This window comes from Streptomyces sp. NPDC030798 (assembly GCF_055572275.1).
In genome coordinates this window covers 93,320-118,327 of the sequence record NZ_JBVIDR010000004.1, presented here as the reverse complement: position 1 = coordinate 118,327, position 25,008 = coordinate 93,320, and the positions used below count along the sequence as shown (strand labels likewise).

Here is a 25,008-nt window from a genome sequence, read left to right as displayed (position 1 = left end):
CGCCGTGTATGGCGTCCGTATTCCCTCCGCGGCTGTCACCTCTTAGGTCATCGCACGGCTCCCGGGAGCGTTACGCCCAATCTGCGTGGCCCGAGTCACACCCCGTAAGCGGTCAAAAGCTGTCAGATGTGGACAGATGAGATCATCGGTGCGCCGAACGGAACCGCTCCGCCGGCCGCGGCAGCCCGTCGCACCGCCGGGCCCCGCCGGACTCCGAGGGGTCCGGCGGGGCCCGGCGACGGCCGGTCAGCGAGGACCGGCGCCGCCATGAGGACCACGAGAACGCGGCACACTGGCGACCGCACCGCCTTGTGCGGTCAGTGCTCGCGCGGGGCGGGAACCACGCGCTCCACCTCGGGGTGGACGGTGAGCAGTTGGCGCATGGCCGCCTCCGCGGCCGTGCCGTCCCCGGTGCCGAGGGCGTCGACGATGCGCGCGTGCTGCGCGAGGGAGCCCTCGTTCGGCCGTTCACAGCCGGTGACCGGGCCGCCGGAGACCTGAAGTGCCGCCGAGACGATCCCGGACAGGTGCTCCAGCATGCGGTTGCCCGCGATCTGGATGAGCAGGGCGTGGAACTCGGTGTCGGCACGCGAGAAGGTCAGCGCGTCGCCCTGCGCCATGGAGTGGCTCATGATCTCCACCATGTCGGACAGGCGCTGCTGCACGTCCTCGCGCCCGTGCCCGGCGGCGAGGCGGGCGGCGAGCGGCTCGATCGTCCAGCGTAGCTCGCTCAGCTCGCGGCGCTGATCGTCGCGCTGCGGCCCGAAGGCCCGCCATTCGATGATGTCCGGGTCCAGGAGGTTCCAGTCGCTGACGGGACGCACGCGCGTGCCGACGTTCGGGCGGGCGCTGACGAGGCCTTTGGCCTCCAGCACGCGGAGGGACTCACGGACGACGGTGCGGGAGACCTCGAAGCGCTGGCCGATCTCCTCCGGCACCAGCGGGCGGTCCGCCCCGAGGTCGCCCGAGACGATCATCTGACCCAGCTGCTGGACGAGTTGGCCGTGCAGTCCGCGTCCGCGGCTGCCTGCGGCGCGCCGGCCCACGCGGCCCAGCTCGGGGTCCGCCCCTTCCCAGGCCGGCGCTCCGACACGGTCGGCCACCGGGGCCTCGGTGTAGGGGTAGCGGTCGAGTTCGCCCGGGCCGGCCAGACCTGAGTCGGCGGAGCGGGCGGCGGTCATCATGGTGTGCGCAAGGGTACTCACGGATCCTTTGTCGGCGTCGCCTCCAACTGCCTTGAGGGCTTTGGTGAAAAGCACACGAAAGGGTGATCGCTCACGCCATCGCAATTGACGCCTTATCGGAAAGAAACGGGCGCTCTCCGGGGAGTTGTGCACATTGCGGGACCGGAAACGTACGCACGTCTGTCACCGGACTCTGGTACGCAGCGTCATGTACAGGTACGCGCACAGCAGCGTGGCCAGGGACAACGTCATTGCGCCGCCGACGGGTTGGGCGACGACGCGGGCCAGGGCGGCCACGTACCGCTCCCCTCCGAAGGGCCACTGCAGCAGGAAGACCTCCCGCACCCGTACCGGGAAGCCGGCCGCCGTCCGCGGACCCGGCCCCTGCAGCACCCTGTGCACCACGGGGACGACGAGGACGGGCACGGCGAGAACGGCGGCCAGACCCGCCGTCGTGGAGCGGAACAGGCCGGCCGCCAGGACCCCGGCCCAGGCGCACCCGACCAGTAGCCCGAACCAACTCGCCGTGAGCGAGAGCCAGTCCGCGGGAACTTCCGTGAGCTCCCGGCCGTAGAGGAGATAGAGCACTTCGGCGTCGCAACCCATGGTGAGGAAGGCCAGCATCAGGGCGGTGGCCCCGGAGACGAGGAGCTTGGCGGTGAGCAGCCCCAGCCGGCGGGGCACGGCGCCACGGTCCGTCGCCAGCGTGGGGTGGCGGAACTCGTCTCCGAACGCCAGCGCGCCGAGCAGCCCCGCGGCGAGCGCCGCCGGCGGCAGCGGCAGCTCCCGCGGCCACGCGGCGAACAACCGCGCCTGCGGGGTGTGACCGATGGCGGCCAGGAGTACGGCGATGAGCGCGGACACCACCAGGGCGACCCCGCAGACGAGAAAGCCGGTGCCGATCCCGGCGGCGCGCCGCACCTCGTAGCGCAGCGGGCGAAGGGGGCTGGGAGCGGGACGGACGGTGATGGGCGGCGGGAGAGAGGACGGAGCGTCGAGCGCAGTGGCCACCTGGGTACGCGCAGGCGTGGGCCGGTCGGCCTGGCGCGAGCGGCTGCCGGGGGCCGGAGCGCCGGGGGTACGGGCGCCGGGGACGGTCACACCGGACGCGGGAGCGCCGCCGAGGGGAGCGCTGCCGTCGGCGGCGGCCGGAGCGTCGGCCCGGGCTCCGGCCGCGGGAGTGCTGCCGTCCGTGGTGTCCGGTCCGCCGGCCCGCGCGCGCGCTTCGGCCGCGGCCTCCGGGTCGGGCTGGGATGTGGTTTCGTCGGGGGCGGTCACGGGGTCGGCGCCGGAAGCAGGCCCGTCCGACGCACCGTCCACGTCGGAGGCCGGACCAAGGGAGGCGGTGGCCGCTTCGGCGGCGGCGCCCGGGAGCGTGTGGTCGGGTTCCGCGGCGACCTCGGCCTGTGCTGTGCCGTCGGCCGCGGTGGCTTTGACGATCGTCGTGTGCCCCGGCGTGGAACCGTGGACCTGGGTTTCGTCGGCCCGTGGCCACTCGCCGGCGGCGCCCTGCTGCGGTTCGGCGTCCGGCGCCGCAACGGTGGATACGGCGCGCTCCTGTTCCCCGCGCGGGATCTCGGAGGCCGCCTGCGCACACCCGGCGGCGGCCTTCTCCGGCGCCGCACCGGGTACGGCATGTGCCCGCGCCTGCGGCGAGTGGTCCAAGGCGGCCTGTGCACCGCCTACCGCCAGGGGCTTCTCGGCGGCACGCACCTTGTCACCGGCCCCCATGTCACCCACCTCGTCGGCCAGTTGGTGAACGAGGATGCCGTGCCGGAAGGCGGTCTCGCCGATGTCGGCGGTCGTACTGCCGTACACGGACAGGCGGTTGCCGCCCTCGCGGACGACCTCGACCGACCGCCGGTCGCTGCGGGCCTCCTTGGTGAGCAGGGCGGCGAGGCGGGCGGCGTGCGGGCTGCGTACGGCCACGCGGGGACGCAGCCGGGTGCGGGCGAACTCCTTGCCCGCCTGGTCCGCGACGAGTCTGCCGCCGTCGAGCGTGACGACCCGGTCGGCCACGCGTGCGGCCTCCTTGGGGTCGGCCGTCGTGAACAGCACCGTGCCGCCCTGGGCCGCGTGAGCGCGCAGCATGCCGTGCAGCCAGCGCGCCTCCCGGGTGGAGAGCCCCTCGGTGGGCTCGTCCAGCACGAGCGTGTGGGGCTCGGGCAGCAGGGCGCAGGCCAGCCCGAGTCTGCGGTCCATGCCGTGGGACAGGGTGCCGAGGCGTTCCTCGCGGAGGCTGACGAGGCCGACCACCTCCAGGACCTCGTCCGCGCGCCGGACGGGAACCCCCGCCGCCGCGCACAGCATGCGCAGGTGGCCGCGGACCGAGCGGGCCGGATGACCGGACACGTCACCGAGCAGCACACCGACTTCGTGAGACGGATGGGGGATCCGGTGCAGGGGCCTGTCCCTGAAGTAGGTGATGCCGCGACCCTGCTGGAGTTCGAGCATGAGTCGCAGCGCCGTCGTCTTGCCGGCGCCCGCAGCTCCGTGGAGCGCGGTGACATGGCCGGCGCGCGCCTCGAAGGTGACGTCGTCGACGGCCGGCGGGTGCGCCTTGCGGGGGTTGCTGGTCAGTCCGAAGGCCTGGATCACCTGCAGCAAGATAGCGCGGGATGTCCGGTTTTTCGGGTATCCCCCTATCTGTTCTTCGGTGGCGCGCAAGTCGAGGGCGGACTCGTGTCCTCCGTTCGAGGGACAGGCCGCCCCCGGCACATCCCACGCACCCGCCCACTCGGCCCGGCACCAGGCGGCGCAGGCGTCAGACCTCGGGACGGAGCATCGGCGGGTTGAGCAGGGTGGCTCCGCCGGCCCGGAAGAGCTGGGCCGGGCGGCCGCCCTGGCGGGTGGTCGTCCCACCCGTCGGAACCAGGAAGCCGGGCGTTCCGGTGACCTTGCGGTGGAAGTTGCGCGGGTCGAGCGCCACGCCCCACACCGCCTCGTACACCCGGCGCAGCTCGCCGACGGTGAACTCGGGCGGACAGAAGGCGGTGGCCAACGACGAGTACTCGATCTTGGAGCGGGCCCGCTCCACCCCGTCGGCGAGGATCTGGGCGTGGTCGAAGGCGAGCGGTGCCACGGGCTCGCCGTCCCGGCCGTATCCGCCCTGCTGGAGCAGTTCCTCGACCGGCGCCCAGCGCGCGTTGCTCGCGTCGCCGCCCGCCCGGGGAGGGGGCAGGTCCGGGGCGAGAGCGAGGTGCGCGACGCTGACGACCCGCATCCGGGGGTCCCGCTTCGGATCGCCGTAGGTGGCGAGCTGCTCCAAGTGGGCGCCGTTGTCCTGGACCGGGACCGAGGGGTCGTGCGCACGCAGCCCGGTCTCCTCCGCCAGCTCGCGCGCCGCCGCCTGGGACAGGTCCTCGTCGGCCCGTACGAAGCCGCCGGGCAGCGCCCAGCGCCCCTGGAACGGCGGCTCGCCCCTGCGTACCGCCAGCGCGCACAGGGCATGGCGGCGCACGGTCAGCACGACCAGGTCCACGGTGACGGCGAAGGGCGGAAAGGCTGACGGGTCGTAGGGCATGCCGCGATCATAGTCGTCTTCCTGACGATAAACACTCCCTTCCCGGGCCGCGCAGAGGGCGGATCCGGTTCGTTCCGGTATGGGGCTCAGGGCGGTCTCCCGTTCGTCGTGCCGTCGCGTCGTGCGAGGTCACACTCCCAATTGCAGGCCGTCCTCCGCCTCCTCGACCATCGCGAGTCCCAGTCGGCCGACCCGGACGGCGAAGGGGGCGCCCGCGACGCGGAGCCCGGTCAGGCAGATCTCGCCGAGGGGCGCGCTCCGCACCGGGCACAGGGTGACGGTGCGGGCGGGGGCGTCGGGCCGGATGCCGGCGAGCGCGGTGAGGAGCAGGACCACGGAGGCCGCGGCGGTGGCCGCCGGGCGGCAGGCCGCCGGGTGCGGGAGAGGAGCACTCCCGGCGGTGCGCTGCTCGCCGGCGAACATCTCCGGCAGCCGGTGCCCGAAGTGTTCCGCAGCGGCCAGCAGCCCCTTGAGCAGGCCGCTCGCCTCCTTCTCGTATCCGGCGGCGGCCAGTCCGGCGACGGCGACCGCGGTCTCGTGGACCCGCACGGCTCCGGTCCGGTGTCCGAACGGATTGCGTCCCGCCTCCTTGGCGCCGAGGCCGCGCAGGCCCCAGCCCGAGTCCATCGCGGGGCTGCCGAGCAGCCGGGCGAGGAGGTCCGTCCGCACTTTGTCGAGCAGGCCGGGGGCGAGGCTGCCGGAACCGAGCAGTCCGGTGTCGAGGAGGTGCACGATGGCGGAGCCGAGGTGCGGGACGGGACGGCCGTCCGGTGCCAGGGCCGCCGCCGGGCGGCCACCGCCGCGGTCCTCGATCCAGAAGTCCGACAGGAACGCGTGCCGCGCGGCCCGGGCCCACTGCCGCAATGCCGTACCCCCGGGTCTGCCGTACGCGTCGAGGAGATCGGCTCCGAGGACCGCCGCGCGATGGGCATGGGCCTGGGTCTCGCAGCGGACGGGGCCGCCCGGCTGCGGGTCGGGGAGGCGGATGCCGTCGCCGACGGTGGTCATCAGCCAGTTCAGGCAGCGCTCGGCCGCGGGCAGCAGTTCCTGTGTCTCCGAGGAGCGTGGCCTCCGTGCCGGTACAGGCGGGCGGAAGGAGCGGGCCGGTGTCGCGTCTCGGACCGGGGATCATTCCGGCCCGGGGGCCGGGGCCCGGGAGTTGGGTGCGGGCGAGGGTGCGCAGCGTACCGGCGGCGAGCCGGGTGCCGAGGGGCAGCGCCATGCGGGCGGCGGCGAGTGCGTCGGCCGGTGCCAGGCCGCAGCGCCAGGGTGCGCCCGCCGCCAGATGGACGTCGGCGGGGTGGGCCGGGTCGCGGAGCAGCAGGGACTGGAGATCGTCGAGGGTGACCCGCAGCAGGGTGGCCACCCGCGGGTCGTCGCCTGCCGCCCGGGCGGGTGCGAGGGGGCTGGTCGCGGCCTGGCCCACGGCACGCAGCGGTGCCGCTCCGTCCGCCCGAACGCGGAGTTCCAGGCCTGCGGATCCGCCCGGTGGCAGGTCCAGTTCCCAGCGCAGCAGTCCGGCGGTGGCCAGTGCGTCGGCGGGCGGCGGGTGCGCGGTGACGCAGGCGCCGCCGACCGCCGAGGTCCAGCGCAGGCCCGATCCGTGGACATCGGCCGGGAGCTCGGGGCCGGCCGTGCCCGCCGCGATGGCACCGAGGTCGGCGAGGTCCGTGCCGAGGGCGATCTCCACCGGGAGGCGCAGGGGTCGCGGGGCCGCGTTGTGGAGGGTGAGGCGCTCGGTTCCGTCGGCGTCCCGGATCCGCTCGACGACGACATCGGGGTCGGGGCCTGCCGCCGTGGTGACGCGCAGTGTCCCGACGAACCGGGCCCGGTCGGCCCCCGTCATCCTGGCCTGCACCGGGAGCGGTTCGCGCCCGGCCACGCGGACCTGGCACCGCGAGAGCAGCCGCCGCCCACCCCGGTAGAACCCCTCCAGCCCCCGGCCGGTCAACTGCCCCTGCTCCCCGGAGACGGCGAGATGCGGCAGGGCGACGCAGATCAGGACGATGTGCGTGGGGGGCAGGTCGGAGGCGGGTTGGGGCGTCGGCCAGGGCGTGCCCAGAGTGGTGCCGGGCGACACCGCGCCGATGGGGCGGCGCGGCCTGCTTGTGGAGGGCCGGGCCGAGGGTCGGGCCCGAGCGTCGGCGGCCGGGGGTGCCGGTGGCGCGCTGAGGGCCGCCGGCGGACTGGCAGTGCCACCGGCCTTGACGGCGGTCGTGCCCGCCTCGGCCCGCTGGAACAGCGCGCGTCCGGCCCCGGGGAGGCGTTCGTCGTCGGTGGTGGAGGACCGAGTCGGCTGCTGGTGCATGTGGTGGCTTCTTCCGCGCTCGGTGGGCCTCGGACGCGCAGGGCGCGGGCGGAGGCGCCGGAGCCGCGTCCGAGGTGCGGCCCCTGCACGCGCTCCGCCACTCAGGTGAACGGAGATCCACTCGTCCGGGTCACGCCCCGCCCGCCGGATGCCCACTGAAGGGCGGCCTCGCCAGGTGCGGGCGGGGCAGGGCCGGCGCCGGTCGCCGCCCCCCCGGGGCGCTGGTCATCGGTCCCCCTCGGTCTCCCGCCGGCCGGTCGCCGCCGCAGCGCCGCCGCTCATGCCGTCGCCCGCGCGCGTCCGCATGCCGCCTTTCGGCGCGCTGCCGGGACGCGTGGTTCCGGTCGCCGACGACTGAGGGTGGGATCCGGCCGCGCGGCGCCGGCTGTCGTCGCCTCGCCCCGGACGGGAGCCGGTGTCGCCGTCCTGCGCAGCCCGCGTCCGGCGTCGGCGTCGGCCACCGGTCCCCGAAGGACGACCGGCAGGGTGTGCCTCGGGCAGGGCCGCTGCTCCGGGATCTTCGTCAGCTGTCTTCGAGGGCTGGCCCAAGGCCTCTTCCTCCGCCGAGTCCGCCTTCTCCGCCGAGTCCTCCGTCTCCGCTGTCTCCGCCGAGTTCGCCATCTCCGCCGTTTCGGCCGTCTCGGCCGTCTCCGCCGGGGCGCGTACCTCGCGTTCCGCGCGCAGGCAGCGGCGGATCGACTCGGGGTCGAGCCCTTCGTTGCAGGCCTGGTGCAGCAGGCGGGCGAAGAGGTAGTCGGGGTCTGCGCCCAGGGCCATGGCGAAGGCCTCACGGGCCTCCAGTTCGTCGCCGGTGGACCAGGCGACCCAGCCCGCGAGGGTCAGTGGGGCGGCGGCGTGCTCGCTGTAGGGCCCGACGCAGCGACGGGCCAGCGCGCGCCAGAGCCGTAGCGCCGGAGCGGCCTCGTCGCCCTCCATCCAGGCCGCCGCGCGGTCGCGGGTCGTGCGGTCCTGGAGCCCGAGGATCAGCGTGGCCGCCTCGTCGTGGCCGAGCAGTTCGTCGTCGCGGAGGTCCGCCGGGTGGGTGCCGGCCACGGGCGGCGCCGCGGCGAACCTGCGGATGATCCGCCCGGCGAGCTCGACGGTCTCCTCGGCCACACTCACGCGGGCCGTGCCGTCCAGGATGCGGGGCACCAGTGTCATACCGGCCGCGTCCAGAGCGACCTCCTGCTCGAGGGCCGCACCGGTCTCCCAGGGCAGCAGCCTGGCCCGCAACTCGCGCAGCGTGCCGCGCACCTGGATACCGGCGTAGGTGGCCGCGGCGGCCAGGACCGAGGTGCCGGGCAGGCCCATGGGCGTACCGGCGTCGGGGCAGCAGCCCTCGGACCGGCAGCTGTAGGACCAGAATCGGCCCTCCGAGATGCACAGTGACTCGATCACCGGAATGTCGAGGTCGCTGCATTTCGCTCGCACCGCTTCGGCGAGCGGTGCGAGCCGGAGCATGACGTCCCGGCCCGTGTCGCCCCGGGCGGGTTCCTGACAGAAGAAGGCGACCAGACGCTCGGGCCGGGCGCCGCGTCGCTCGCTGGTGGCCACGAAGCCCTGGGTCAGCTGCCGGGCGGCCTCGCCCCAGTCCTCGCTGCTCGCCGGGATGCCCAGCCGGGCCCGTCCGCCGAACCTGCCGCGGCCTCCCCGGTCGTGCAGGGCGACCAGCACGATGCTGTCCTCGGGCCGGTAACCGAGCAGGTAGGGCAGGGCGTCGGCCAGTTCGGCAGGGGTGCGCAGGGTGACCTGGGTGTCGTGCGCGGACGGCTCGTCCAGGGGCTCTCGTCCGGCGATGTCGCCGTTTTCGAAGGATCCGGTCGTTTCGCTGTGGTTCGTCATGCGCAGACGATCTCGCGGACCCCAGGATTCCGCTTGAGCCTGTGGACAACTCGAATCAGGGACACGACAAGGCAGGCAGCCGTCGCCGGCGGTTCGTCCACAGCCGGGCCTCGTAGGCGTCCGCTCGCCGCCGGGGTCCCGGCCGGTTGTCAGTGGCGTCCTGTTGTATGGGATGCATGGAGCACACGAGCAACACGGACCTCCGGGCGCAGGCCGACGCCGTCCTCGCCCGGCTCGTCGGGGACGCCACGGGCACGGCCCGGCTGCGCGAGGACCAGTGGCGGGCGATCGAGGCGCTGGTCGCCGACCGGCGCCGGGCCCTGGTCGTGCAGCGCACGGGCTGGGGCAAGTCCGCGGTGTACTTCGTGGCGACCTCGCTGCTGCGGGCCAGAGGCAGCGGACCCACGGTGATCGTCTCCCCGCTGCTCGCGCTCATGCGCAACCAGGTGGAGGCAGCGGCCCGGGCCGGCATCCACGCCCGGACCATCAACTCGGCCAACACCGAGGAGTGGGAGGACGTCCAGGCCGGGATCGCGGCCGGCGAGGTCGACGTGCTGCTCGTCAGCCCCGAGCGGCTGAACAATCCCGATTTCCGTGACCAGGTCCTGCCCAAGCTCTCCGCGGCGACCGGACTGCTCGTCGTGGACGAGGCCCACTGCATCTCCGACTGGGGCCACGACTTCCGCCCGGACTACCGGCGGCTGCGCACCATGCTCGGCGATCTCCCGCCGGGCGTCCCGGTGCTGGCCACCACCGCCACCGCGAACGCCCGCGTGACCGCCGACGTCGCCGAGCAGCTCGGCACCGGCGGCACCTCGGACGCCCTGGTGCTGCGCGGGCCGCTGGACCGGGAGAGCCTGAGCCTCGGCGTGCTGCGGCTGCCGGACGCGGCGCACCGGATGGCCTGGCTCGCGGACCACCTCGACGAGTTGCCGGGCTCGGGCATCGTGTACACGCTGACCGTGGCCGCGGCCGAGGAGGTCACGGCGTTCCTGCGGCAGCGCGGGCACGCGGTCGCCTCGTACACGGGCAGGACGGAGAACGCGGACCGCCAGCAGGCCGAGGACGATCTGCTCGGCAACCGGGTCAAGGCGCTGATCGCCACTTCCGCGCTCGGCATGGGCTTCGACAAGCCGGACCTCGGGTTCGTCGTGCACCTCGGCTCGCCCTCGTCGCCCATCGCCTACTACCAGCAGGTCGGACGGGCCGGGCGCGGCGTCGAGCACGCCGAGGTGCTGCTGCTGCCGGGCGCGGAGGACGAGGCGATCTGGGCGTACTTCGCCTCCCTCGCCTTCCCCTCCGAGGACCTGGTGCGCCGCACCCTGGACGTTCTCGCCCGGGCCGAGGGTCCCGTGTCGCTGCCGGCGCTGGAGCCGCTGGTGGAGCTGCGCCGCTCCCGGCTGGAGACGATGCTGAAGGTCCTCGACGTGGACGGAGCGGTGCGGCGCGTCAAGGGCGGTTGGGTAGCGACGGGGCAGCCGTGGTCGTACGACGCCGAGCGCTACGACTGGGTGGCCCGCCAGCGCAAGGCGGAACAAGAGGCCATGCGCGCCTACGCGTCCACCGATCAGTGCCGGATGGAGTTCCTCCAGCGCCAGTTGGACGACGAGGGCGCCAAGCCCTGCGGCCGCTGCGACAACTGCGCGGGCCCGCGCTTCACCGTCGGCGCCTCCACGGCGGCCCTGGACGCGGCGCGTGCCGACCTCGGCCGTGCCGGGGTCGAGGTGGAGCCGCGCCGCATGTGGCCGACGGGTCTCCCGGCCATCGGAATCGACCTGAAGGGACGCATCCCGGCGGGTGAACAGGCCTCCCCCGGAAGGGCTCTGGGCCGACTGTCGGACATCGGCTGGGGCAACCGGCTGCGCCCCCTGCTGGCTCCCCAGGCACCGGACGCGCCTGTGCCGGACGACGTGGCGCGAGCCGTGGTGGAGGTGCTGGCCGACTGGGCGAAGGGACCCGGCGGCTGGGCTTCCGGTGCGGCCGCCGGGGCCCGGCCCGTGGGTGTGGTCACCGTGGCCTCGCGCACCCGGCCGGCCCTGATCGGCTCCCTGGGTGCCCGCATCGCCGAGATCGGGCGGCTGCCGCTGCTCGGATCCGTGGAGTACGCCGGTGACGTGCCTCGGGTGCCGCGCAGCAACAGCGCCCAGCGCCTCAAGGCCCTGACCGGGGCGCTGACGGTGCCGCCCGCCCTCACCGCCGCGCTCGCGGAGGCGGGCGGCCCGGTCCTGCTAGTGGACGACTTCACGGAGACCGGCTGGACGCTCGCCGTCGCGGCACGCCTGCTCAGACGGGCCGGCGCCGGCGGAGTGCTGCCTCTGGTACTGGCCGTGCAGGGCTGACCGCCCGCTGTAATCCTCCGTGCCGACCACGGCGCACGCACGTGCCGTGGTCGAACGCCCCAGGGATCAGCGGCTCCTCCTGTGGGTAGGGATATAAGCCACGCACCACCAGATAACCGTCGGTGGCCCCAATTGCTCGTTGCCGCATCCAAGTTCGACAGGAAGAATTGAAGTCCGCTCCCCGCACGGCTCGCTCTGATCGGTTGGGCTTTGCTGTGGTGCGCGCTCCCCCGAATCCGACCTCGCCCTCAGTGTGGGCGCGTAGCCGAAGGGAGGAACGTGACCTTCGGATTCGCCTCGACCTCGGCGGCCTCGCTGTCGCCGTCCGCGTCCGCCGCGTCCGCCAGTCGCCTGCTCGAGCCCGCGGAGTGGGCTGCTGCCGGAATTCCCCTGCTGCGCAACCCTCGTGAGGTCGTCAGCGGGTTGCACGCCCGGCATCGTCCCCAGCCGTCCACGGCGATCGTGGCCGTGCTGGATCCCGAGGAACGGCTGTGCGCCAGCGCCTCGTTCGTCCGCCGTCCGGCCCCTGCCGACGGCTGGATGTTCCGCAACGCGCTGCTCGCCCAACTGCGCCGGGTGATCCCGCACGATCTGCGCCGCCGCACCCCGGTACGCACCGCCGTGCTGCTCTACTGCCGTGACGGCGAAGCACGTTGGACGGAGGAGGACGGCGCCTGGATGTGGGGGCTGCGCGACGCCTGCACGCTGCACGGGCTGCGCTGCGGGGCATACATCACGCTGACCGGAGACGGCTGGCAGGTGCTCGGCGAGGGCCGCGGCGGGCGCCGCCCGAACGCCCACTCGGAGCCGGAGCCCTTCGCTCTGTCGGAAGCGCTTCCCCTGCCGCCGCGCACCGGCGGCCCGGTCTCCGAGGTCCTGCGCCGCGCGGCCGCCCGCTGAGGCGGTCGTCGGCACCCGGGACCACGGGGCAGGGCCGTCCGGGAAGCGCCGCCGCCGGCTTGCCCCGGCGGCGAGCGCTCAGGCACGCGCCCGTCCGGGCTCGCACCAGGGCTCCTGCGCGGAGCGGCGCCGGCCGAGCGCCCCTAGCGTGCCGGACAACGTCGGCACACGCGCTCCTGCGTCCCTGACGACACAGGCCGATCACAGGCTCGCCCCGACGACGGCTACGACGGCTTCGTCCCGGTCCGCTCGGGCTCGGCCGGGCACGGCTCCAGGCACCGGCCGACGGCCGTCCCGGCGGTGGACGGCCAGGGCCGGTCATCCGGGCATGCCGAACGCCGCACCGTGCGACGTGCTCCGGGCCACCTCTTCGTCACGCCGATGCCCCGAGGGGCCGGGCGTGACTCAGACGCCCGCGCCCAGCACCGAGTTGATCTGCTGCGGGTCGCCGCAGACGATCAGCAGGGCACCGGCCCGGGAGTGGGCCAGCGGGAGGACGGTGGCGGCAGCGGTGGAAGGGCCGCCGTTGACTGCCACTACGACGACGGGCCGGGACGCGGCACGGGAGGCCAGGACGGCGTCCGTGTAGAAGACGTCGTCGCCGGCGTCGTGCTGCGCCCAGTAGGCCGCTTCACCGAAGGACAGTTCGTGCTCGGCCCACGGGTGCTGGGCACCGGTGGTGATCACCAGCACCTCTCCGGGGGCGCGGCCCGACTCCAGGAGCAGGTCCACCGCCTCCTCGGCGGCGTCGAGCGCACCCTCGGCCGAGGCCGGGATCAGCTGGATCTGCGGAGTCGCCGCCGTGGCGGCGGGAGCGGCCGGACCGGACGGGCCCGGCTTGGCCGGAGCCACGTCACGCGGCGTGCGCTGCACCGGCGGCGTGGGCCGCGGAGGGCCGGGACGACCGGGGCGGGACGGAGCCGCGGGGCGGGGGCCGGGTACGGGGCGGGGGGTCGGCGCGGTACGGCCGCTGGCCGGCGTGGCGCGGGGACCCTGGGCACTCTCGTGAATCTGAGGCTCCTCGGGAATGAGAGGCATGAGCTGATATTTATCAAACGTTGGTGCGGCACGGATGACCGGGTGGCACATCAGTGCGAGCGGAACCGTCAGAAATCGAAGCCGAGCTGACCCTCGATTTCCGGAACGCTTCCGTCCGCCCAGCTGCGGACCTTCTTGAGATGCCGCCACTGGGGCAGCGCATCAAGATACGCCCACGACAGGCGGTGGTACGGGGTGGGGCCCCGCTCCTCCAGAGCGGCCTTGTGCACGGGCGACGGATACCCGGCGTTGTCCGCAAATCCGAAGTCTGCATGGTCGATACCCAGTTCGGCCATCATTTTGTCGCGCTGAACCTTGGCGATCACCGACGCCGCCGCGACGGCCACGCACGACCGGTCGCCCTTGATCACCGTGCGGACCTTCCACGGGGCACCGAGATAGTCGTGCTTCCCGTCGAGGATCACGGCGTCGGGACGGATCGGCAGGGCGTCCAGGGCACGGACGGCGGCGAGCCGCAGCGCGGCGGTCATCCCCCGGTCGTCGATCTCCTCGGGGGAAGCATGCCCCAGGGCATAGGCCGTCACCCAGGACTGCAGTATCCCGGCCAGTTCCGTACGCCGCTTGATGGTCAGCAGCTTGGAGTCGGTCAGGCCCTCGGGCGGCCGGCGCAGTCCGGTGATCGCCGCGCAGACGGTGACGGGGCCGGCCCAGGCGCCCCGCCCCACCTCGTCGACACCGGCAATGACCTTCGCTCCGGTCGTGGCGCGCAGGGAGCGCTCGACGGTGTGAGTGGGTGGTTCGTACGGCATGGCGCCCTTAGGTTACGCCGCCGGGATCGTCGTGCGACACCCCGGTTCGCCGGCCGGAGTCGAGATCGCCGGCGGCCGGGCTCAGGCTCCGTGCGGCCGCAGCAGCGGAAGCATCAACTGGTCGATCATCTCCTCGAGATCCTGGTCGTTCCATTCGCTTGCGCACATCTTCGATCGGTACATCATCATGGCCGGAACAGCATCGAAGACATACCCGTTCGCCGCGTCGGAGCGGACGTCACCCCGCTCTATTCCGCGAGTGATGACCTCACGCAGCAGCTTGATGGTCGGCTCCACCACCCCTTCGAAGATCACACCATGGAAGCGTTCGACCTGGGCGGGATCGCACTCGTGAATCACGGCACGCAGCGCGAAGCCGGGTCGCGAGAACATGGCGTCCCGGGCACGCCGACACAGGAACAGCAGATCCTCGCGCACGCTGCCGAGGTCCGGCACCTCCTCGATGCGGGGCAGTCCGGCCTCGAGGGCGTCGGCGACCAGGTCCTCCTTGGAGGGCCAGCGCCGGTAGACCGCGGCCTTTCCGGTCTGGGCGCCGGCGGCGACACCCTCCATCGTCAGGCCGTTCCAGCCGACCGTGCCGAGCTGATCCAGAGCGGCGTCCAGGATCGCGCGCTCGAGCACGGCACCGCGCCGCCGAGGGGAAGCCGTCCGAGCAGGGGCGGCCGTCCAGCGCGAGGTAACCATCTGTGTTTCTCCAGCATGCAAGGGAAGCGGGGATTCGGGGGCGGGGCCGCGTCGTGTCGCCACAGAGGGGGACGGCATCGACGACGCGGAATTAAGTGAACGCTTGCGTTCACTACTGGGGACTCACTACCTTTGACGCGACAGTGAACGCGAGCGTTCACTAACGCCTTTGTGGGGGACCCATCGTGACAACCTCTCAGCTGCTTCAGGAACAGAAACCGGGTGCGGCCCGCCGGGAGGGGCATCCCGGCATCGCTCTCACCGTCATCGCGGCCTGCCAACTCATGGTGGTCCTCGACGCGACGATTGTGAACATCGCACTCCCGCACATTCAAGACGCGCTCAAGTTCAGCACCACGGACCTCACGTGGGTGGTCAGCGCCTACACGCTCACCTTCGGCGGTCTGCTCCTCCTCGGCGCTCGGGCCGGGGACATCCTCGGCCGGCGCCGGGTGTTCATCACCGGCATCCTGCTGTTCACCTTCGCCTCGTTGTTGGGCGGACTCGCCCAGGAGCCCTGGCAACTGCTGGCCGCCCGCTCGCTGCAGGGTGTGGGAGGCGCGATCGCTTCGCCCACCTCTCTTGCGTTGATCACCACCACCTTCCCCGAGGGTCCCGAGCGCAACAGGGCGTTCGGTGTGTTCGCCGCCGTGTCGGCGGGCGGCGGTGCCATCGGCCTTCTCGCGGGCGGCATGCTGACCGACTGGCTCGACTGGCGGTGGGTCCTCTTCGTCAACGTGCCCATCGGGGTGCTGATCGCCGTCCTCACGCCGCTGTACATCAGCGAGTCGCAGCGGCACCCGGGGCGGTTCGACATCGCGGGCGCACTGACGTCGACGGCGGGCATGGCCTCGCTGGTGTACGGGTTCATCCGTGCCTCGGAGGACGGCTGGCGCGACGGGCTCACCCTCGGCTCGTTCGGCGCGGCGGTGGTACTCCTGCTGGCCTTCGTCCTCATCGAGCTGCGGGCGAAGGAACCGATCACCCCGCTCAGGATGTTCGCGGACCGCAACCGCTCCGGCACGTACGCGATCATGCTGAGCCTGGCAGCCGCCATGTTCGGGATGTTCTTCTACATCGTGCTGTTCGTGCAGAACGTACTCGGCTACAGCCCGATCAAGGCCGGCTTGGCCTTCCTGCCGGTGACGGCCGCGATCGCCGTCGGGGCGGGTCTGTCGCAGCGGTTCCTGCCCACGCTCGGCCCCAAGCCGTTCATGATGGCCGGCTCGACGCTCGTGGCGATCGGGCTCGTCTGGCAGACGTTCATCCGCCCTGACAGCTCCTACCTCGGCGGGGTACTGGGACCGATGCTGGTGTTCGGGTTCGGTATGGGCCTGAACTTCGTGACGGCCACCGTCACGGCGGTCTCGGGCGTCGCCCAGCACGAAGCGGGAGCGGCGTCCGGGCTGCTCAACGCCACGCAGCAGGTGGGCGGTTCGCTGGGCCTGTCGATCCTCACCACGGTCTTCGGGTCCGCCAGCACGGACGAGGCGAAGAAGCAGTTGCCGAAGTTCCTCGCCGAAGGGACGCCGGAGCAGAAGGCGCAGTTCGCCAAGACGCATCAGCTCCCCGCTCCGTGGGGGCACGAGGTGCTCGCGCACGGCATCTCTGCGGCCTTCGTCCCGGCCGCGGCGATGGCCGGGCTCGCATTCGTCGCCGCCTGGCTGGTGATCAAGGTCCGCAAGAGCGACCTCGAAGCCCTCGCCGGAACGGCCGGCCCGGGCATCGGCTGACCCGCCCGGCCCGGCGCAGAGCCGCGGCCGGCCGGACCGCTGCCGGGGGACAGCCGGCACAGAGCACGGTCCGGCCGGCCGCACCACCCTCGCGGCCATGACCGTGCGGACCACTCGCAGGACCAGCACCAGCGTCAGCGACCCAAGCCCGACGACCAGCACGGCGCGCACCCCCTTCACCCCGTGTCTCCCACCCGTCCTCACCGGTCCACCGACCGGCTCGAACGAGCAGCGGACATCAGGGAAACGGGCGGCGGTCACACAGAGTTCCTGCCGAGCACGAAGAGTTGCCGGACAGAGGAGTGCCGGGGCGTTCAGAGCACCGTGGGCACCCAGTCCGGCAGCGCCTCGGTTCGCTCTGCCCACTCCGCAGGGGGCGCCCCCGCCTTGCCCGACGCGAGCACGCCGCCCACGATCGCGCAGGTGGTGTCCACGTCCCCGCCCACCTGGGCGGTCGTCCAGAAGGCCGTCTCGAAGTCGGTCAGGGCCCGGGCGGCGGACCAGAGGGCGAACGGCACGGTGTCGTGGGCGGACGTACGGCGTCCGCAGCCCAGCACGGCGGCGACGGTAGCCGCGTCGCCGTAGTCGAGCATGTCCCGGGCCCGGCGGAGCCCCGCGCCGACGGCGCTCTTCGGCACGAGTGCGATGACCCCGTCGAGGAGTGCCTCGGGGCTCGGCGGGCCGTCCGGCGAGGCGACCAGGGCGGCGGCCGCCGCGACGGCCATGGCGCCGACCACGGCCTCCCGGTGCTGGTGCGTGGGGTATGCGGAGATCTCCGCCTGGTGCGTCGCCTGCTCCGGATCGTCCGCGTACCAGGCGCCCAGGGGTGCGATGCGCATGGCCGCGCCGTTGCCCCAGGAGCCCTGTCCGTTGAAGAGGCCGGCGGCCAGCTCACGCCAGTCCCGACCCTCCCGGACGAGGCGGAGGAGACGGTTGACGGCGGGGCCGTAACCCCGGTCGAAGTCGTGGTGCTCGGCGAAGGAGCGGGCCAGCGCGTCCTGGTCGAGGCGCCGGTGGGTGGCCAGGACGGCCACCACGGAACAGGCCATCTCCGTGTCGTCCGTCCACTGCCAGGGGCCCGCCGGCAGCTCGCGGCGCTTGAGCAGGGGGTAGTTCACCGGAACGAAGAACTGCGAGCCCAGTGCGTCCCCCACCGCCAGTCCGCGCAGGCTGGCGAGAGCGCGGTCCAGGCGCCAGGGAGAAGAGGAGTCAGCGGTCATCGCTCTGCCACTCTATCCGGTGACCCAGTGCGGCACCGGATCCCGCCAGCGCTCGAAGGGCCGGTCCAGGGTGTACTTGCCGTTCTCCCCGAGAACGAGCATCCGCATCTCGGCGTTCCCGGGGTTCGACAGCGACTCGAATTCCGCCACCGTCCAGTGGAACCAGCGCATGCAGAACAGCCGCATCGCCAGTCCGTGCGTCACCAGGAGAACGTTCGGCGGATGGTCGGGGGCCTCGAAGCTGCGGAACAGGCTCTCCAGGAATCCGCCGACCCGGTCGTAGACATCGGCACCGGACTCCCCCTGCGGGAAGCGGAAGAAGAAGTGGCCGTAGGCGTCCCGGTACGCCTTCTGCAGGCGCACGTCGTCGCGGTCCTGCCAGTTTCCCCAGTCCTGCTCCCGCAGCCTCGGCTCCTCCCGCACCCGTATGAGGTCCGGGTCGAGGTGGAAGGCGCGCAGGGTCTCGTGCGTGCGGCGGTACGGGGAGACGTACACGCTCACCCGTTCCCGGCCGAAGAGTTCCCGCAAGGTCTCACCGGTCTCCTCGGCCTGCTGCCGGCCGCGTTCGGTGAGTGCGAGAGCGTGGTCGGGCTCCCGCTCGTACACGGAGTCATCAACATTGCCCGTTGACTCGCCGTGCCGGACAAGGACGATGCGCCGTGGTCGTGCCATGCCAAAACCCTAGATCGAACAGGGGGCGGTGGAGCACTCCTACGGGCCCCATACGGCGTAGGTCACACGAATCCTGCGCCTCGGGGCGTTGTAGGACCCCGATCCGTGCGTTTGCTTTTCAAATCGTCCCGGTGTCGTCCACGAGCCCGGACGCCGTCCATGAGCTCGCTCAGACAGTCCAGGACGGCTCCAGTTCCACAATGTCACCCGAGAGGGCCGCGACGTCCGCTTCGGTCTGGGCGCGCAGAGCCAGGCGTTCCACCCGCTCGGTGCGGTACTTGCCGTGCTCGGCCGCCGAGCGCCACATGGACAGCACCAGGAACTCCTGCTCGGGTGCCTCGGCGAACATGCCCCGGATCATGCCCGGGGAACCGGCCATCGCGGGGTTCCAGACCTTCTCCTGCATGAGGGTGAAGTGCTCGACGCGCTCCTCGTGGATCTGGCAGAGGGCCACCCGGATCAGGTCGGCGTCCGTGAAACGGGGCTCGAAGCCGGTCTTCACGTCGAAGCGGTACTCGAACAGCTTGACCCGGGAATTCTTGAACGTGCCGGACTGGGCTGCCGCGAGCCGGTCGTGGGAGCGGGCCATGAACGAGTCGTAGAAGGCACGGCTCTCCCAGAAGGCGAAGATGTGCGCCACACCGGGCCGCTGCCGGCTCCAGCCTCCGCCCTGTCCCCGGAATCCCGGCTCCCCCAGAAGCCCCGCCCATTTCCGCTGCCCCCGCTCGAAGCCGCGGCGGTCCACCACGGTGCAGCGAATCCACTTGACCAGCACCGCGCCATCGTAAGGCCAGCGGACGTGGCGTCGGTCACGCTCTGGCGGAGATCACCCGCGCATGCGCCCCCGCGCGCGTGGCACGATGAGGAACGAGCCTCGGCTCCTAGGGAGTTGGGGAAAGGATCTTTCAAGGGGGGAAGGGGAGCCCGGTGACCGGCTTCAGCAAGGGAATCGGCAAGGTGGAGGTCTCCCTCAGGTGGGACCCCAGTCCGGCGGGCCGGCCGCCCACCGACCTCGACATCGTCGCGGCGACCTTCGGATCCGGGGACCCCTACGGAATTCCGGCCTATCTGGTGCACTTCGACAGCCGCTCGCCGGACGGCACGATCTTCCTCAACCGCGACAGCACGGACGGCAAGGGGTTCGGCTGGGACGAGGTCATGACGCTCGAACTCGACCGGCTCGACGGCCGGTACGCGCGCGTGGTGGTCGGTGTCGTCATCCAGCAGCGGCCCGGGCCCAAGACGTTCGCCGACGTGCTCGGTCCGGCCATGCGCATCCGCGAGGGCTACACCGTGCTCGCCGAAGGCGACTTCGCAGCGATTCCCGGGGCCACTGCGGCCACGATCGCCGAGTTCGTGCGGGACGCGTCCGGCGGGTGGACCTTCCACGCCGGCGTCCACGGCTTCGACGAGGATCCGGCTGCGTTTACCCGGGTCATGGGCCGGCGCGGCGGGCCGGGCCCTCAGGCCGTCTAGGCAGTCACGGGCGCGGATGCCCGCATGTTCCCGGGTGGCCGCGTCGGGCAGAACGGTAAGGGGCGCCGGCAATGGCCGACGCCCCTTACCTCAGATACCGCGTGTCACATCAGCTGCAGCCGCTGGTCGAGCCGCAGCCCTCGCAGATGTAGCAGGAACCGGCCCGCTGCATCTTCGTACCGCAGGAGAAGCACAGCGGAGCGTCCGCCTGGATGCCCAGCTGCATCTCCACCAGCTCGGCGCTGGTGTGCGCCTGCTTCGGGGTGGGCTTGGCCTCCTCGACCTCGACCTTCGGCGTGGCGACGGCCTTCAGCTCCTGGGCGCGCGGCGCCGACTGAGCCAGACCCTCGACGTCGACCTCGTCGTCGGCCGGCTCGTAGGAACCGGTCTCCAGGTGCCGCTGGCGCTCCTCGGCGGAGTGGATGCCGAGTGCGGAGCGGGTCTCGAAGGGCAGGAAGTCCAGCGCCAGGCGGCGGAAGATGTAGTCGACGATCGACTGCGCCATCCGCACGTCCGGGTCGTCCGTCATACCGGCCGGCTCGAAGCGCATGTTGGTGAACTTCGAGACGTACGTCTCCAGCGGCACGCCGTACTGCAGGCCGACGGAGACGGCGATGGAGAAGGCGTCCATCATGCCGGCGAGGGTCGAGCCCTGCTTGGACATCTTCAGGAAGACCTCGCCGAGACCGTCGTCCGGGTAGGAGTTGGCGGTCATGTAGCCCTCGGCGCCGCCGACCGTGAAGGACGTGGTGATGCCGGGCCGGCCCTTGGGGAGGCGCTTGCGGACCGGGCGGTACTCGACGACCTTCTCGACCTTGGTCTCGACGACCGTGGGCTCCTCGGCCTTCTTCTCGTCCGCGGAGTCCTTCTTCTTGGCGGACAGCGGCTGGCCGACCTTGCAGTTGTCGCGGTAGATCGCGAGCGCCTTGACGCCGAGCTTCCAGGCCTCGTAGTAGATCTCCTCGACCTCCTCGACGGTCGCCGTCTCCGGCATGTTGACCGTCTTGGAGATGGCACCGGAGATCCACGGCTGGATCGCGGCCATCATGCGGACGTGGCCCATGGGGGAGATGGCCCGCTCACCCATGGCGCAGTCGAACACCTCGTAGTGCTCGTGCTTGAGGCCGGGGGCGTCGATCACGTTGCCGTGCTCGGCGATGTGGGCGACGATCGCCTCGATCTGCTCCTCCTGGTAGCCCAGGCGGCGCAGGGCCTGCGGGACGGTGCCGTTGACGATCTGCATCGAGCCGCCGCCGACCAGCTTCTTGAACTTCACGAGCGCGAGGTCGGGCTCGACGCCGGTGGTGTCGCAGGACATCGCCAGACCGATGGTGCCGGTCGGGGCGAGGACGGACGCCTGGGAGTTACGGAAGCCGTTCTTCTCACCGAGACGGACGACGTCCTGCCAGGCCTCCGTGGCGGCGGCCCACACCGGGGTGTCCAGGTCGTCCATGCGGACGGCCGTGCCGTTGGCGTCGGCGTGCTGCTTCATGACGCGGTTGTGGGCGTCGGCGTTGCGGGCGTAGCCGTCGTACGGGCCGACGACGGCGGCAAGTTCGGCGGAGCGGCGGTAGGCCGTACCCGTCATCAGGGAGGTGATGGCGCCGGCCAGGGCGCGGCCGCCGTCGGAGTCGTAGGCGTGGCCCGTGGCCATCAGCAGGGCGCCGAGGTTGGCGTAGCCGATGCCGAGCTGGCGGAACGCGCGGGTGTTCTCGCCGATCTTCTGGGTCGGGAAGTCCGCGAAGCAGATCGAGATGTCCATCGCGGTGATGACCAGCTCGACGACCTTCTGGAAGCGCTCGGTCTCGAAGGACTGGCTGCCCTTGCCGTCGTCCTTGAGGAACTTCATCAGGTTCAGCGAGGCGAGGTTGCAGGACGTGTTGTCCAGGTGCATGTACTCGCTGCACGGGTTCGACGCGGTGATCCGGCCGGACTCGGGGCAGGTGTGCCAGTTGTTGATGGTGTCGTCGTACTGGATGCCCGGGTCGGCGCACGCCCAGGCGGCCTCCGCGATCTTGCGGAAGAGCGCCTTGGCGTCGACCTCCTCGATGACCTCGCCGGTCATGCGGGCGCGCAGGCCGAACCGGCCGCCCGCCTCGACGGCCTTCATGAACTCGTCGTTGACGCGGACCGAGTTGTTGGCGTTCTGGTACTGGACGGACGTGATGTCGTCGCCGCCCAGGTCCATGTCGAAGCCCGCGTCGCGCAGGACGCGGATCTTCTCCTCCTCCTTGACCTTGGTCTCGATGAAGTCCTCGATGTCGGGGTGGTCGACGTCGAGCACGACCATCTTGGCGGCGCGGCGGGTGGCACCACCGGACTTGATGGTGCCGGCGGAGGCGTCGGCGCCGCGCATGAAGGAGACGGGACCGGAGGCGTTGCCGCCGGAGGAGAGCAGCTCCTTGGAGGAGCGGATGCGGGAGAGGTTCAGGCCGGCGCCGGAGCCGCCCTTGAAGATCATGCCCTCTTCCTTGTACCAGTCGAGGATCGACTCCATGGAGTCGTCGACGGACAGGATGAAGCAGGCGGAGACCTGCTGGGGCTGCGGGGTGCCGACGTTGAACCAGACGGGGCTGTTGAAGCTGAAGATCTGGTGCAGGAGGGCGTACGCCAGCTCGTGCTCGAAGATCTCGGCGTCGGCGGGCGAGGCGAAGTACTTGTGGTCCTCGCCGGCCTTCCGGTACGTCTTCACGATGCGGTCGATGAGCTGCTTCAGGCTCACCTCGCGCTGCGGGGTGCCGACGGCACCGCGGAAGTACTTGCTGGTGACGATGTTGACCGCGTTCACCGACCAGAAGTCGGGGAACTCGACGCCACGCTGCTCGAAGTTGACCGAGCCGTCGCGCCAGTTGGTCATGACGACGTCACGGCGCTCCCACGCGACCTCGTCGTACGGGTGCACGCCGGGGGTGGTGTGGATGCGCTCGATACGCAGCCCCTTGGTGGCCTTGGCACCCTTGGCTCGGGAACCTCGTGCCGGACCGCTCGCCGTCTCTGTCATGCCGCCTCCCTGTACGGGCAAAAACGCCCTGAAGTGCCACGATGTTCCCGTGGCACGGTGGTGTGTCGTGTGTTGCGGGCACCCTCACGCTGCCGCCCGCAACTGGTCCTGGGTCGCCGCCCCCGGCCGGAACCCGGGTCTCCGTCCGGTTTCCGGCCCGCCGGTCTCAGTCGGCGGCGTGGGCGGGCACGGGAACCTGTGTGGTCCCTCCGGGCCCGCGTTCGTCTTCCTGGCTCCCCGCTCCCGCGTCTTCATCGTCCGCGGCGGGGCCTGGCGTCGCCTGCCTCAGCTCCGCGATGGCCGCCTCGAAGTCCTCGAGCGAGTCGAACGCCCGATAGACGGAGGCGAATCGCAGATAGGCGACGAGGTCGAGCTCCTGCAACGGGCCGAGTATGGCCAGACCCACGTCGTGGGTGGTCAGCTCGGCGCTTCCGGTGGCCCGCACCGCTTCCTCGACCCGCTGGCCGAGGAGAGCGAGGGCGTCCTCGGTGACAGGCCGTCCCTGGCATGCCTTGCGCACACCATTGATGATCTTGGTACGGCTGAACGGCTCGGTGACTCCGGACCGCTTGACCACCATGAGCGAGCACGTCTCCACGGTCGTGAAGCGACGGGAGCAGTCGGGGCACTGGCGGCGCCTGCGGATCGAGGTGCCGTCGTCGGTCGTACGACTGTCGACCACACGGCTGTCGGGGTGCCTGCAGAAGGGGCAGTGCATGATCTCCAACCCTCCTCACAGCAGACTCAATAGCCTCGCTGGGCCTCATGGGCCCCTCGAAGCAGCCCCAAGCATAGGCGATCGCGAAGGTCCGGAAGACCCCGGGGGCACCGCGAAAACACAACTTGTGGGCTGCTGTAGCCATCCAAGCACTACATGTGGGGATTGGCTCATACATCGAGGCGGCAACGCGTGTCGTCACCGTGGGCCACGTCCCGGCTACCCGCGGACGCCCCACGCGAACACGCGGGCGCACGAACGTATCCCTGCCGCACTTACGGAGATACCGTGGTCGCCGCACGGAGGGCGCGTAGCACTCCGGCGCAGATGCCACCCGGGCCCCGGTTGACAGGGTTCCGGATGGCAGACTGAGGAGGTCACCCACGAGGTGATCCATCCCGGCGGTGAAGAGTACAACAATGGGCGCTTTTGTCCGCCACGGGCCGCGTCAGCCATACACCCGGACACACGGTCACGTCAGGTGAATCGCACTTTTTCACTCGAACGTGTGTTTGGCGCAACCTTTCGAAAGCAACTACCGTTGTCCAGCAGGGAGACCATCGAGAGGGGCCGAGACGTGACCACCACCGCAGACAGTGCCACCATCACTGCCCAGGACCGCCTCCAGGGCCGAGTCGAGCCGGTGCATGCGATGAACGAAGCCACGAATCCCGAGGGGCACAAGCGCTCCCTGCCGGGCCGACCTCCAGGCATCCGGGCGGACAGCTCCGGGCTCACCGACCGGCAGCGCCGGGTGATCGAGGTCATCAGGGACTCGGTGCAGCGGCGCGGTTACCCGCCGTCGATGCGTGAGATCGGCCAGGCCGTCGGCCTCTCCAGCACGTCCTCGGTCGCGCACCAGCTGATGGCACTGGAGCGCAAGGGCTTCCTGCGCCGCGACCCGCACCGCCCGCGCGCGTACGAGGTGCGCGGCTCCGACCAGGCCGTGACCGTGCAGCCCACGGACACCGCCGGCAAGCCGGCCGCGTCGTACGTCCCCCTGGTCGGCCGTATCGCCGCCGGTGGACCGATCCTCGCGGAGGAGTCGGTCGAGGATGTGTTCCCCCTCCCCCGGCAGCTCGTGGGCGACGGTGAGCTGTTCGTCCTCAAGGTCGTCGGTGACTCGATGATCGAGGCCGCGATCTGTGACGGCGACTGGGTCACCGTCCGCCGTCAGCCCGTCGCCGAGAACGGCGACATCGTGGCGGCCATGCTCGACGGCGAGGCCACCGTCAAGCGCTTCAAGCGCGAGGACGGCCACGTCTGGCTCCTCCCGCACAACGCCGCCTACGAGCCGATCCCCGGTGACGACGCGACCATCCTGGGCAAGGTCGTCGCCGTGCTGCGGCGCGTGTGACGCCGCGGCGGACGGGCCGGATGCGGCCCGCTCCCTGACCGGGCCCCGGGACCCCTGCGCCGGTCCCGGGGCCCTGCGCTGTCCCTCGAGTGCGGGAGCGGGGGGGGGGGGCCGACCACGCTCCCCCCCCCCCTCCCCTCTCCCCTCTCCCCTTTCCTCCTTCTAACAACTCTTCCCCCGCGGCCCGGGGATTTCAGAGGAAAGAGGTGGCCCAAATCTTCT

The 25,008-nt window shown here is 71.8% G+C and carries 17 protein-coding genes and 1 pseudogene; 5 read left to right on the top strand and 13 right to left on the bottom strand.

Annotated elements, in window-relative coordinates:
• Positions 1 to 317: 317 nt before the first annotated feature.
• The 5 genes and pseudogenes from ACZ404_RS11225 to ACZ404_RS11205 all read right to left on the bottom strand — a co-directional run bounded on the left by ACZ404_RS11225 (position 318) and on the right by ACZ404_RS11205 (position 8,857).
• The gene (locus ACZ404_RS11225) at positions 318 to 1,205 is read right to left on the bottom strand and encodes a FadR/GntR family transcriptional regulator (RefSeq protein WP_468438344.1); all 888 of its coding nucleotides are present in this window, start codon (positions 1,203 to 1,205) and stop codon (positions 318 to 320) included.
• Positions 1,206 to 1,367: 162 nt separating this feature from the next.
• Positions 1,368 to 3,782, bottom strand: coding sequence for an ABC transporter ATP-binding protein (locus ACZ404_RS11220; RefSeq protein ID WP_468438342.1), 2,415 nt, complete (start codon positions 3,780 to 3,782; stop codon positions 1,368 to 1,370).
• Positions 3,783 to 3,948: 166 nt separating this feature from the next.
• Positions 3,949 to 4,707: an NUDIX hydrolase gene (locus ACZ404_RS11215; protein WP_468438340.1), complete on the bottom strand. Its 759-nt coding sequence runs from the start codon at positions 4,705 to 4,707 to the stop codon at positions 3,949 to 3,951.
• Positions 4,708 to 4,836: 129 nt separating this feature from the next.
• A pseudogene (locus ACZ404_RS11210) lies at positions 4,837 to 6,658 on the bottom strand (glycogen debranching N-terminal domain-containing protein).
• A gap of 582 nt (positions 6,659 to 7,240) precedes the next feature.
• The gene (locus ACZ404_RS11205) at positions 7,241 to 8,857 is read right to left on the bottom strand and encodes a DUF4192 domain-containing protein (protein WP_468438337.1); all 1,617 of its coding nucleotides are present in this window, start codon (positions 8,855 to 8,857) and stop codon (positions 7,241 to 7,243) included.
• 176 nt (positions 8,858 to 9,033) lie between these two features.
• Here ACZ404_RS11205 and ACZ404_RS11200 point away from each other — a divergent pair, with 176 nt between their 5' ends.
• Both ACZ404_RS11200 and ACZ404_RS11195 read left to right on the top strand, forming a co-directional pair.
• Positions 9,034 to 11,196: a RecQ family ATP-dependent DNA helicase gene (locus tag ACZ404_RS11200; RefSeq protein ID WP_468438335.1), complete on the top strand. Its 2,163-nt coding sequence runs from the start codon at positions 9,034 to 9,036 to the stop codon at positions 11,194 to 11,196.
• Between the two features lie 279 nt (positions 11,197 to 11,475).
• Complete coding sequence (locus tag ACZ404_RS11195; protein WP_468438333.1) at positions 11,476 to 12,096, top strand: hypothetical protein; 621 nt, start codon at positions 11,476 to 11,478, stop codon at positions 12,094 to 12,096.
• A 405-nt stretch (positions 12,097 to 12,501) separates the two neighbouring features.
• On the opposite strand, the gene ACZ404_RS11190 is transcribed toward ACZ404_RS11195, so the two are convergent.
• The 3 genes from ACZ404_RS11190 to ACZ404_RS11180 all read right to left on the bottom strand — a co-directional run bounded on the left by ACZ404_RS11190 (position 12,502) and on the right by ACZ404_RS11180 (position 14,609).
• A complete protein-coding gene (locus ACZ404_RS11190; protein WP_468438330.1) occupies positions 12,502 to 13,134 on the bottom strand; it encodes a hypothetical protein in 633 nt (210 codons plus the stop codon).
• A 68-nt stretch (positions 13,135 to 13,202) separates the two neighbouring features.
• Positions 13,203 to 13,904 (bottom strand): ribonuclease HII, encoded by a 702-nt coding sequence (locus tag ACZ404_RS11185; RefSeq protein ID WP_468438328.1) that lies wholly within the window; start codon positions 13,902 to 13,904, stop codon positions 13,203 to 13,205.
• Between the two features lie 81 nt (positions 13,905 to 13,985).
• Complete coding sequence (locus tag ACZ404_RS11180) at positions 13,986 to 14,609, bottom strand: TetR/AcrR family transcriptional regulator (RefSeq protein ID WP_468438326.1); 624 nt, start codon at positions 14,607 to 14,609, stop codon at positions 13,986 to 13,988.
• Between the two features lie 185 nt (positions 14,610 to 14,794).
• Between ACZ404_RS11180 and ACZ404_RS11175 the strand changes: the two genes are divergently transcribed.
• A complete protein-coding gene (locus tag ACZ404_RS11175; protein WP_468438323.1) occupies positions 14,795 to 16,342 on the top strand; it encodes an MFS transporter in 1,548 nt (515 codons plus the stop codon).
• A 314-nt stretch (positions 16,343 to 16,656) separates the two neighbouring features.
• On the opposite strand, the gene ACZ404_RS11170 is transcribed toward ACZ404_RS11175, so the two are convergent.
• From ACZ404_RS11170 to ACZ404_RS11160, 3 genes are all read right to left on the bottom strand, one after another.
• The gene (locus tag ACZ404_RS11170) at positions 16,657 to 17,562 is read right to left on the bottom strand and encodes an ADP-ribosylglycohydrolase family protein (RefSeq protein ID WP_468438321.1); all 906 of its coding nucleotides are present in this window, start codon (positions 17,560 to 17,562) and stop codon (positions 16,657 to 16,659) included.
• Between the two features lie 12 nt (positions 17,563 to 17,574).
• The gene (locus ACZ404_RS11165) at positions 17,575 to 18,234 is read right to left on the bottom strand and encodes a histidine phosphatase family protein (RefSeq protein ID WP_468438319.1); all 660 of its coding nucleotides are present in this window, start codon (positions 18,232 to 18,234) and stop codon (positions 17,575 to 17,577) included.
• Positions 18,235 to 18,403: 169 nt separating this feature from the next.
• The gene (locus tag ACZ404_RS11160; protein ID WP_468438317.1) at positions 18,404 to 19,009 is read right to left on the bottom strand and encodes a YdbC family protein; all 606 of its coding nucleotides are present in this window, start codon (positions 19,007 to 19,009) and stop codon (positions 18,404 to 18,406) included.
• Positions 19,010 to 19,134: 125 nt separating this feature from the next.
• Here ACZ404_RS11160 and ACZ404_RS11155 point away from each other — a divergent pair, with 125 nt between their 5' ends.
• Positions 19,135 to 19,710: a TerD family protein gene (locus tag ACZ404_RS11155; RefSeq protein ID WP_468438986.1), complete on the top strand. Its 576-nt coding sequence runs from the start codon at positions 19,135 to 19,137 to the stop codon at positions 19,708 to 19,710.
• 109 nt (positions 19,711 to 19,819) lie between these two features.
• Here ACZ404_RS11155 and ACZ404_RS11150 read toward each other — a convergent pair whose 3' ends face one another.
• Together ACZ404_RS11150 and nrdR are read right to left on the bottom strand one after the other, a co-directional pair.
• Positions 19,820 to 22,711, bottom strand: coding sequence for a vitamin B12-dependent ribonucleotide reductase (locus ACZ404_RS11150; protein ID WP_468438315.1), 2,892 nt, complete (start codon positions 22,709 to 22,711; stop codon positions 19,820 to 19,822).
• 166 nt (positions 22,712 to 22,877) lie between these two features.
• On the bottom strand, positions 22,878 to 23,429 hold the full coding sequence (gene nrdR / locus ACZ404_RS11145; RefSeq protein ID WP_468438313.1) for a transcriptional regulator NrdR: 552 nt from the start codon (positions 23,427 to 23,429) through the stop codon (positions 22,878 to 22,880).
• Between the two features lie 577 nt (positions 23,430 to 24,006).
• On the opposite strand from nrdR, the gene lexA reads away from it, so the two are divergent.
• A complete protein-coding gene (gene lexA / locus ACZ404_RS11140) occupies positions 24,007 to 24,786 on the top strand; it encodes a transcriptional repressor LexA (protein ID WP_365246406.1) in 780 nt (259 codons plus the stop codon).
• Positions 24,787 to 25,008: the final 222 nt, after the last annotated feature.

Bases quoted from the DNA above. Each gene is read 5' to 3' on its own strand.
- ACZ404_RS11215 (WP_468438340.1), bottom strand. From the start codon at position 4,707: ATGCCCTACGACCCGTCAGCCTTTCCGCCCTTCGCCGTCACCGTGGAC.
- ACZ404_RS11205 (WP_468438337.1), bottom strand. From the start codon at position 8,857: ATGACGAACCACAGCGAAACGACCGGATCCTTCGAAAACGGCGACATC.
- ACZ404_RS11200 (WP_468438335.1), top strand. From the start codon at position 9,034: ATGGAGCACACGAGCAACACGGACCTCCGGGCGCAGGCCGACGCCGTC.
- ACZ404_RS11190 (WP_468438330.1), bottom strand. From the start codon at position 13,134: ATGCCTCTCATTCCCGAGGAGCCTCAGATTCACGAGAGTGCCCAGGGT.
- ACZ404_RS11185 (WP_468438328.1), bottom strand. From the start codon at position 13,904: ATGCCGTACGAACCACCCACTCACACCGTCGAGCGCTCCCTGCGCGCC.
- ACZ404_RS11180 (WP_468438326.1), bottom strand. From the start codon at position 14,609: ATGGTTACCTCGCGCTGGACGGCCGCCCCTGCTCGGACGGCTTCCCCT.
- ACZ404_RS11170 (WP_468438321.1), bottom strand. From the start codon at position 17,562: ATGACCGCTGACTCCTCTTCTCCCTGGCGCCTGGACCGCGCTCTCGCC.
- ACZ404_RS11165 (WP_468438319.1), bottom strand. From the start codon at position 18,234: ATGGCACGACCACGGCGCATCGTCCTTGTCCGGCACGGCGAGTCAACG.
- ACZ404_RS11150 (WP_468438315.1), bottom strand. From the start codon at position 22,711: ATGACAGAGACGGCGAGCGGTCCGGCACGAGGTTCCCGAGCCAAGGGT.
- nrdR (WP_468438313.1), bottom strand. From the start codon at position 23,429: ATGCACTGCCCCTTCTGCAGGCACCCCGACAGCCGTGTGGTCGACAGT.